The organism is Mesorhizobium sp., from assembly GCF_004962925.1.
In the GTDB taxonomy this organism is placed as follows: Bacteria; Pseudomonadota; Alphaproteobacteria; order Rhizobiales; family Rhizobiaceae; genus Mesorhizobium.
Window position 1 is genome coordinate 1,183 of the sequence record NZ_SUEO01000233.1, and the last position, 8,627, is coordinate 9,809.

8 protein-coding genes and 1 pseudogene are annotated in these 8,627 nt (G+C 63.8%); 2 read left to right on the plus strand and 7 right to left on the minus strand.

What is annotated here, in order from left to right:
* Positions 1-92, minus strand: a pseudogene (locus E5W87_RS30245) (xanthine dehydrogenase family protein subunit M); the annotation flags it as partial.
* 327 nt (positions 93-419) lie between these two features.
* Here E5W87_RS30245 and pncA point away from each other — a divergent pair.
* Together pncA and E5W87_RS30255 are read left to right on the plus strand one after the other, a co-directional pair.
* Positions 420-1,019, plus strand: a complete 600-nt coding sequence (gene pncA / locus E5W87_RS30250; RefSeq protein ID WP_292406028.1) for a bifunctional nicotinamidase/pyrazinamidase — start codon at positions 420-422, stop codon at positions 1,017-1,019.
* A gap of 41 nt (positions 1,020-1,060) precedes the next feature.
* Positions 1,061-2,491 (plus strand): sodium:proton antiporter, encoded by a 1,431-nt coding sequence (locus E5W87_RS30255; protein ID WP_292406030.1) that lies wholly within the window; start codon positions 1,061-1,063, stop codon positions 2,489-2,491.
* On the opposite strand, the gene E5W87_RS30260 is transcribed toward E5W87_RS30255, so the two are convergent.
* From E5W87_RS30260 to E5W87_RS30285, 6 genes are all read right to left on the minus strand, one after another.
* Positions 2,492-3,211: an ABC transporter ATP-binding protein gene (locus E5W87_RS30260; RefSeq protein ID WP_292406033.1), complete on the minus strand. Its 720-nt coding sequence runs from the start codon at positions 3,209-3,211 to the stop codon at positions 2,492-2,494. It lies immediately after the preceding gene.
* Complete coding sequence (locus E5W87_RS30265; RefSeq protein ID WP_292406036.1) at positions 3,208-3,933, minus strand: ABC transporter ATP-binding protein; 726 nt, start codon at positions 3,931-3,933, stop codon at positions 3,208-3,210. The genes E5W87_RS30260 and E5W87_RS30265 overlap by 4 nt, the downstream gene beginning before the upstream one ends.
* Entirely contained in the window at positions 3,930-4,892 is a 963-nt protein-coding gene (locus E5W87_RS30270; protein WP_292406038.1) for a branched-chain amino acid ABC transporter permease, read from the minus strand. The genes E5W87_RS30265 and E5W87_RS30270 overlap by 4 nt, the downstream gene beginning before the upstream one ends.
* Positions 4,889-5,770: a branched-chain amino acid ABC transporter permease gene (locus E5W87_RS30275; protein WP_292406040.1), complete on the minus strand. Its 882-nt coding sequence runs from the start codon at positions 5,768-5,770 to the stop codon at positions 4,889-4,891. The genes E5W87_RS30270 and E5W87_RS30275 overlap by 4 nt, the downstream gene beginning before the upstream one ends.
* A gap of 227 nt (positions 5,771-5,997) precedes the next feature.
* Positions 5,998-7,302, minus strand: a complete 1,305-nt coding sequence (locus E5W87_RS30280) for an ABC transporter substrate-binding protein (RefSeq protein WP_292406042.1) — start codon at positions 7,300-7,302, stop codon at positions 5,998-6,000.
* 166 nt (positions 7,303-7,468) lie between these two features.
* Positions 7,469-8,627: hypothetical protein (locus E5W87_RS30285; protein ID WP_292406044.1), on the minus strand; the 1,159-nt coding region annotated here is incomplete at its 5' end.

Sequence of the window (8,627 nt, forward strand, 5' to 3'; positions counted from 1 at the left end):
AAATCGGTGCCACCGGCAAGGATGCGCCACGGAGCCTCGCCAAGCAAAGCGAGCGCCTCGTCGACCGTGGTGGGTTTCGCGTAACGGATCACGCTTTGCCTTCCCAAAAAGGGCCTCCTCGAGAGGGGCTTCCCGACGGAACCTTCCGGCGTCCGAACCGGTCAAATTCATTCGTATGCAAATGATATCAAGCCGGCAGGAATTGTCAAAGCCAGAGTTTCGAGCCGCTCTCCGCATCGGCGCGGCGGCACGCATTTGTTTTGCCGTTGGAGTTGACGCAGCCGGCCATCTGGTCAAGTTTCTGCAATCGGTCGCGTCAGCGGCATTTTTTGGTGGAGCGCGGGTTCGAACACCGGATTCCACGCTTGGCAGACTTCCGGTTCGGGCCATGCCTCCGGGACAAACAAGAGGAGGCCTCCATGGCCGACGAAGCGCTTGTTGTCATCGACCTGCAGAACGATTTCTGCCCGGGCGGCGCGCTGCCGGTGGCCGGCGGCGACGAGATCGTGCCGCTGGTCAACGACCTGATCCGGCGAACCGAACATGTCATGCTGACGCAGGACTGGCACCCCGCCGGCCATTCGAGCTTTGCCTCGAGTCACCCCGGCAAGCAGCCGTTCGAAACGATTGATCTGCCTTACGGCCAGCAGACGCTGTGGCCGGACCACTGCATCCAGGGCAGCCTGGGTTCGGATTTCCATTCGGGCCTCGCCTGGACCAAGGCCGAACTGGTGATACGAAAGGGGTTCCACCCGGAGATCGACAGCTATTCGGCTTTCTACGAGAACGATCGGACGACGCCGACCGGCCTTGCCGGCTATCTCCGGGAGCGCGGCATCGACACGCTGACCTTGGTCGGCCTGGCGACAGACTTCTGCGTCGCCTTTTCTGCGCTCGATGCGGTCAAGCAGGGCTTCCATATAACAGTGCGGCTCGACGCCTGCCGCGGCATCAATCTCAGTGGCTCACTTGAGACGATGCTGAACCGAATGCGCGATGCCGGCGTGACGCTGGCTTGAACATCACCAATCGCATTAGACAAGATTCCAGAGGGGGCCTTATGCGGTTTGCGGCGGCTTTGACGGCGGGCGCTGTGGTGGCAGCCGCAACCCTGTTTTCGGGAATAGCCCTCGCCGCCGAGGCCCACGAGCTGCCCGGCGAAACAATGTCGCTGTGGTGGGCGCTGCCCTTTGCCGGCCTACTTCTGTCGATCGCCACCGGACCATTGCTCTTCCACCATGTCTGGGAGCATCACTACGGCAAGATCACTCTCATCTGGGCGGCGCTTGTGGTCGTGCCGCTGGCGGTTGCGTTCGGCATGCCTTCGGCCACGGAGGCGGTGCTGCATGCGCTGCTCACCGAATACATGTCGTTCATCATTCTTCTGTTTGCGCTGTTCACCATTTCGGGCGGCATCCTCGTCGCCGGCAACATACACGGCACGCCGCTGGTGAATGCCGGGCTGCTGCTGATCGGGGCGATGCTCGCCTCGGTCATCGGGACGACCGGCGCCTCGATGATCCTGATCCGGCCGATCCTGCGCGCCAACGACAACCGGCCGTTCAACGCCCATGTCGTCATCTTCTTCATTTTCCTGGTGTCCAACATCGGCGGCTCGCTGACGCCGCTCGGCGATCCGCCGCTGTTCGTCGGCTTCCTGCGCGGCGTCGATTTCTTCTGGACCACTGCGAATCTCTATCAGGAGACACTGTTCGTCGGCGGCTTGGTGCTGGCCGTCTTCCTGGCCATGGACATGATCCTGCATCGCCGCGAGGCCGGCGCGCCGAAGATCAAGGATCCGACACCGGACACGGAGGTGCGCATCCGAGGCCTGGCCAACGTCCCGCTGCTGGCCGGGGTGATCGGCGCGATCCTGCTTTCCGCGACCTGGAAGCCGGGCGTGGCTTTCTCCGTCCAGGGCGTGAGCCTCGAATTGCAGAACCTCGTGCGCGACGCCATCATTCTGGCTCTTGCCTTCCTTTCGCTCGGCGTCTCGCACAAAAGCCACAGGCAGGCGAACAACTTCCACTGGGAGCCGATCGCCGAGGTGGCGAAACTGTTCGCCGGCATCTTCATCTGCATCGTGCCGGTCATCGCCATTCTCAGGGCCGGCCCGGACGGTGCGCTGGCGCCGCTGGTCTCGCTTGTCAGCTCGCCCACGGGCGAGCCGAACGACTTTGCCTATTTCTGGATGACCGGAGCGCTGTCGTCCTTCCTCGACAATGCGCCGACTTATCTGGTGTTCTTCGAGCTCGCCGGCGGCGATCCGCAGCATCTGATGACTACCTTCGCCTCGACGCTGGCGGCGATCTCGGCCGGCGCGGTGTTCATGGGCGCCAACACCTATATCGGTAATGCACCGAACTTCATGGTCTATGCCATTGCCAGACATCGCGGCGTGAAGATGCCTGGCTTCTTCGGCTACATGGCATGGTCGGGCGCGGTGCTGATCCCGATATTTTTGCTTGCCGGCTTTTTGTTCTTCGGGTGACTACCCTACTCCGACATAACGGCGCACCGCTGATGGGTCGGCGCGTAATTCCTCGACATCGACGGTCTCGCGGTTGCGGCCGTTCTCGATGAACGAGACCCGGTCGGCGACGGACAGCACCGCATCGACCCGCTGCTCGACCAGGATCGTCGAGACGCCAAGGTCGCGCAGCTTCGACACCGTCTCACGGATCCTGGCGATCATCGACGGCATCAACCCTTCGGTCGGCTCGTCGAGCAGAAGCACCTGTGGTTCGAGGCACAGGGCGCGGGCCATGGCCAGCATCTGCTGCTCGCCGCCGGACAGCGTGCCGGAGCGCTGCCTGAGCCGCTGGCGCAGCAGCGGGAAAAGGTCGAGCACGTTTTCGCGCGTATTCTTGCCCTTGCCGCGGGCCATCAGGCCGATCTCGATGTTTTCCGCCACCGTCATCTCAGCGAACAGCCGCCGGCCCTGCGGCACATAGGCGACGCCGGCCTTCGGCACGTCGTGCGCCGGCAGGCCTCTTAATTCCTTGCCGTCGAGCCTGATCGAGCCGGCGCGTGAGGGAATGAGGCCCATGATCGCCTTCAGCGTCGTCGTCTTGCCGGCGCCGTTGCGGCCGAACAGGCAAAGCACCTCGCCCTTGTTCAGCACGAGGTCGAGGCCGTAGAGCACCTGGACCTCGCCGTAGAAGCAGTCGAGCCCGGAGATGGTCAGTGCTTCAGGCCGTGTTTCAGTCATGGGGTCGTCCCCAAATAGGCGTCCTGCACCTCGGCATTGGCGCGGACCTGCTCGGGCGTGCCTTCAGCAAGAATCTTGCCGGCGTTGAATACGGTGATGCGGTCGGCAAGCTGCATGACCACCGGCATGTTGTGTTCGATCAGAAGCACCGTGGCGCTTTTGGCGATTTCGCGCACCAGCCCGATGAAATTGTCGATCTCGCTGTCGGCCAGCCCCTGCGTCGGCTCGTCGAGGATCAGCAGGCGCGGCTTCAGCGCCAGTCCCATGGCCACTTCGAGCAGGCGCTGGTGGCCATAGGACAATTGCCCGGCCGGCATGTGGGCGCGGTCGGCAAGGCCGGTGCGTTCCAGCGCCGCCATGACGCCGGCATGCACGGCGCCTTTCGAGCGGCCATCGGTCAGCGTGCGCTGCACCGGCAGCGCAACGTTGTCGTAGGCGGTGAGATTGGCAAAGACGCTCGTGATCTGGAAGGTGTAGGCGATGCCGAGGCGGACCCTGGCGTAGGCCGGAAGGTTGGTGATGTCGGTGCCGTCGAAGACGATCATGCCCGTGGACGGCTGGATGCGGCCGCTGACCAGGCTGACGAAGGTGGTCTTGCCGGCGCCGTTGGGGCCGATGACGGCGCGGATCTCGCCCGGCATGAGTGCGAAGTCGACACCGTCGACGGCGCGCAGGCCGCCGAAATTGCGGGACAGGCCCTTGGTCGTCAGCAACGGCATCATGGCAGCCATCCGAGCCAGCGCTGGCGGATGGTGCCGAGAATGCCCTTGGGAAAGAACAGCACCAGCAGGATGAGGGCGATGCCGACGATCAGCAGATAGGCGGAGGTGTAGCCGCTGGTGATGTCCACGACATAGTACATGAACAGCGTTCCGATCAGCGGACCGAGCGTGGTCGCAGCACCGCCGAGCAGCACCCAGAGCAGCGGCAGGATGGAGTACTGCACCGAGGCGAAAGTCGAGCCGACATAACCGAACAGCAGCGCGTAGGCGGCGCCCGAAGCCGCGCAGATTGTGCCGGAGACGACGACCGCGGCGAGCTTGTTGGAGAACGTGTCGTAGCCGAGCATTTTGGTCCGCTCCTCGTTCTCGCGGATGGCGACCAGCACACGGCCATACCTGGAGCGGACGACGGCGAGCGTCACCAGCAGCACGATCGAGAACAGGACGAGCGCGCTCATGTAGCGCATGGTCGGGTTGGTGAGGCTGAGCGACGTGCTGCCAAAGACGAGGACACGCGCCGACTGCGGCACGACCAGGCCCTGGTCGCCGCCGGTCCAGGACGCGAAATAGAGGATCATGAGGTAGAACACCTGCGCGAACATCATGGTGACGATCATGAAGGCGACGCCAGAAGTGCGCAGTGCAAGCACCCCGATCACCAGCGCGAGAAGCGCGCCGCAAGCAAGCCCGGCGGCGAAGGCGGCCGGCACGCTCCAGCCGAGATGGATGACGGCAAGACCTGCGCCATAGAGCCCCGCCGAAAAGAACATGGCATGGCCGAGGCTGAGCAGCCCGACATAGCCGAACAGCATATTGTAGCCCATGGCAAAGACCGCCAGCACCATGATGCGGGCGAGCAGCCCGTGGTGATATTCCGGCAGGACGAAGTTCAGGGCGAACAGCAGGGCGATGACGCCCAGATGCAACGCGTAGGCTTTTGCCGGTGAAGCCTCCTTCATCGCGATGCCGTCCCGAACAGGCCGTGCGGCCGGAACACCAGCACCATGGCAACCAGCATCGTGGCGATGATCTTGGCCAGCGTCGGCGAGAAGAACACCGAGATGATGCCGTCCGACAGGCCGATGAGCACGGCGGCGACGACAGTGCCGCGCAGCGAGCCGAGCCCGCCGATGATGACGACGATGAAGGACAGCAGCAGCGGGTCCTGCCCCATCAGATAATGCGCCTGGCTGATCGGCACGATCAGCACGGCGGCCACCGCCGCCAGCATGGCGCCGAGCGCGAAGACGCCGGCATAGACGCGGTCGACCGGGATGCCGAAGGCCTGCGCCGTCTCGCTGTCATATTGCGTGGCGCGCATGACAAGGCCGATTTTCGTACGCGTCAGCACGAACCACGTCGCGAGAAGCAGAAGCGCGGACGCGGCGATGATCGACAGCTTGTAGCCGGAGTAGCCGAACCACGGCAAAAGGATACGGTGGCTGAAGGGCGGCTCCACCGGCCGTGCCTCCGGACCGTAGAAGGTCAGCGCCAGTTGCTGGATGATGTAGAGCATGCCGATGGTGGCGACGATGGTGGCTTCCGGATTGTAATTCAGCCGGCGCAGCACCAGGCGTTCGGCGACCAGCGCGATCAGGCCGACGATCAGCGGCGCCAGCACCAGGGCGGTCAGGAAACCGAGCGCCGGATGGCCCGATATCGCCGTCGAGATCGCCCAGGCAAGCACCGCGCCGAGCATAAAGAACTCGCCATGGGCGACATTGACGACGCGCATGACGCCGAACACCAGCGACAGGCCTAGCGCGGTCAGCGCTAGCACGGCGGAGGTGACGAGGCCTTCAAGGGCGGCGAGGAGGAGATGAGGTCCGAAGTGCATCGCCTAGGCACCAGCGGATGCGCGAAGCATCCCCCTCTGTCCTGCCGGACATCTCCCCCACTTGGGGGGAGATTGGCTTTCGTCACCGCCTTCGCAGAACTCCAACGCAGTATCCAAAGCTGTAGCGCGCCAAAGCTGCCAATCCCCTTTCTTGAGGGGGACATGTCCGGCACGAAAGAGCGAGGTGCGAAGCAGAGCAAAGGTCAAATGAACCCTCACTTTTCGCCTCACAGCGCCTGCGACGTGTAATCCCCTTCCGGCTCGTAGAGGCCGTCCTCAATCTTGGTCTTATGGACGACGTTCAGCCGGCCACCTTCGACCTTGGAGATGTTCTGGATACCGAAACACTGGTGGATCTTGCCGTTGAAGGTCTTCGGCCCTTGCGGATGCTCGGGGCCCTCGGCGAATTCGGTCAAGGCCTCGGTCGCCTCGACCAGCTTGGCGCGGTCTTCCGGGCCCTTGTAGCCGGCATCCTCCATCGCCTTCTTGACGACATAGAGCGTTTCCCAGCAGCCGAACATGTGCGCGGCGGTAGAGACGTCCTTGGGATCGCCGACGGCAGCGCCATTGTCGTCGATGCCGACGGCGGCGCGATAAGCCTTCTGCGCGGCGGAATCACTAGGCTGCGCGTAGCGCGGCGAGCCTTCCCAGAAATGGCTGCCGTCGAGGAATTCGAGGCCTGGGCTGTTGATGTCGGTGGCTTCGAGCGAATCGATGAAGCCGAACAGCTGCGGCCGGTTGGAGCCATAGAACTCGCCGAGCTCCTTGACGAAGGTGAGCACCGCCGGGCCGACCATGACGTGGTAGATCACCTCGGTCTCGGCCGGGATCTGCGGGAAATATTTGGTGAAGGACGATTCCGTCGGCGGGATGGCGATCTGGGCGATGACCTCGGCGCCTTGCGCCTTCAGTGCCGGCGGCAGGTAGTCGCGATGATCGTAGCCGAAGGCGAAATCGGGAAAAATCTGCGTCACCTTCTTGCCGGCATTCGCCGCGATCCACGGCGCCATCGCCTGGATCTGGCTCTTCACATCGGTGATGCCGGGCTGGAAGACGTAGCGGTTGAGCTTGGTCGAGGCGACGTGGTGGCCTTCGCTGACGACAAAATAGGGCATCTTGGCCTCGCCGGCGGCCGGCGCCGAGCCGATGACGACGTGCGAAAACAGCGTGCCGAAGACGATGTCGGTCTTGTGCTGGGTGGCGAACTTGCCGACCACCTCGGCACCCCGGCCGGGATCGGTGCCGTCATCCTCGATGATCACCTCGACCGGCCGGCCATTGATGCCGCCGGCTTCGTTGATCGCCTTGACCGCGGCGGCGGTAGTCCTCTCGTACCAGCGGCCATAGGCGGCGCCGATGCCGGTGCGGTGGGACTGGAAGCCGATCTTTATCGGCGCCGAGCTTTGCGCCTGGCTGTAACGTACGAACCCGGGCGCAACGGCAAGGCCGGCGCCCGCGGCCAACCCCTTCAGCGCGGTGCGGCGGGTGAGGCCGGTTTTGGAGAGATCGAAAAACCCATTCTTGTCAGTCACGGCAGTTCCCCTTATTTTTTGAGTTTGACCAATGGCTGTAGCGAGGCGGGCCACTCTTGGTAAGAGCGCCGAAATTGCATGTGTACAAACTAAATCACCAAAGCCCTGATGTGGCAAGCGAGCTTTCCCCAAGGATCAATCGACGCCATTGAGCCGGGCTTTTGTCTCATCCGGCCGCCGGCGTGGCAAGCAACCAAAGGCCGAACATCGTGTAGGCGATCATCAGCACGGTGAGCGGAAACTGGCTGAGCGCGGCGCGAGCAGCAACCGGGTGCAATCGCCAGGCGAGGCCATGGGCGACGAGCACGGCGAGCATGTGGCCGGCGATGATGACGCCGGCCTGGAGATTCCACAGCCACCACGCCGAGCCAGCGCCGGCGACGACGCCGGCTTCGATCTGCATGCCGGCGGTGCCGAACAGGTTCCAGCCAAGCGCGAACGGGTCGGAAAGAGCGGCGATGGCGTATTGGCCATCGACCAGCAGCGCCGTCAGATAATGCGCGACATGGTAGGCGAGCGCGATCGGCACGATCGACCATACCAGCAGCCCGGCGGCCTGACCGAGGGAATGCGGGCTGCCGGCAAGACGCCGGCCAAGCACAATTGCAAGGATGAACGCGGCTGCGAGCACGACAAACGTCGCTACGAGCCCGAAAGTACCGATCCCGATCACCGCCGTGCGGCCGGGAAACTCCAGCGGATTGATGCCGAACAGGCCGAGCCAGAAGAAGGTTTTCGACAGACCGTCGAAGGAGACCGACGACAGCGCAAGCAACAGGAAAGCAAGGCCGCTGATCGACAGCGGCGCAGCATTGCTGAGCTTGGCGCCCGGCCAACACAGACTGAGCCGGCCGTCTTCATTGCGCTCAAGGAGGGCCAAGCGCGCCACCATGGCGAACAAGACGGTCAGGAACTCGCCGTGCCGGCTCCAACCGCGGTAGCCGAACATCAGCATGGCGACAAAACTCAGCAGCCAATAGAGGCCGGCGACCCAGGCGAGCCGCGCCGGATCGTCGGGCGCCGGGTCGATCAGCTCGAACCAGGCGAAGGCGAAGAACAGCGCGACGGCTGGCCAGCAGCCGAGCCAAGGGGGCGGGCGCCATGTCCGCCGCTTGCCGAACAGGCGCGAGATGACACGCCAAGGTCCGTACCAGGGGTTCAGCCAGGACCAGAGATTGCCGAACAGCCCCTGCAGCAAGGCCAGCCCGACCCAGAGCAGCGTCCAGATGGTGAGGGGCAGCGGGTTGGAGAGCGGATCGCGGCTGCCGAACAGGCCGGCCACGACAAGAATTGCAAAGCCGGCAAAGGATGTCAGGCTGACGATA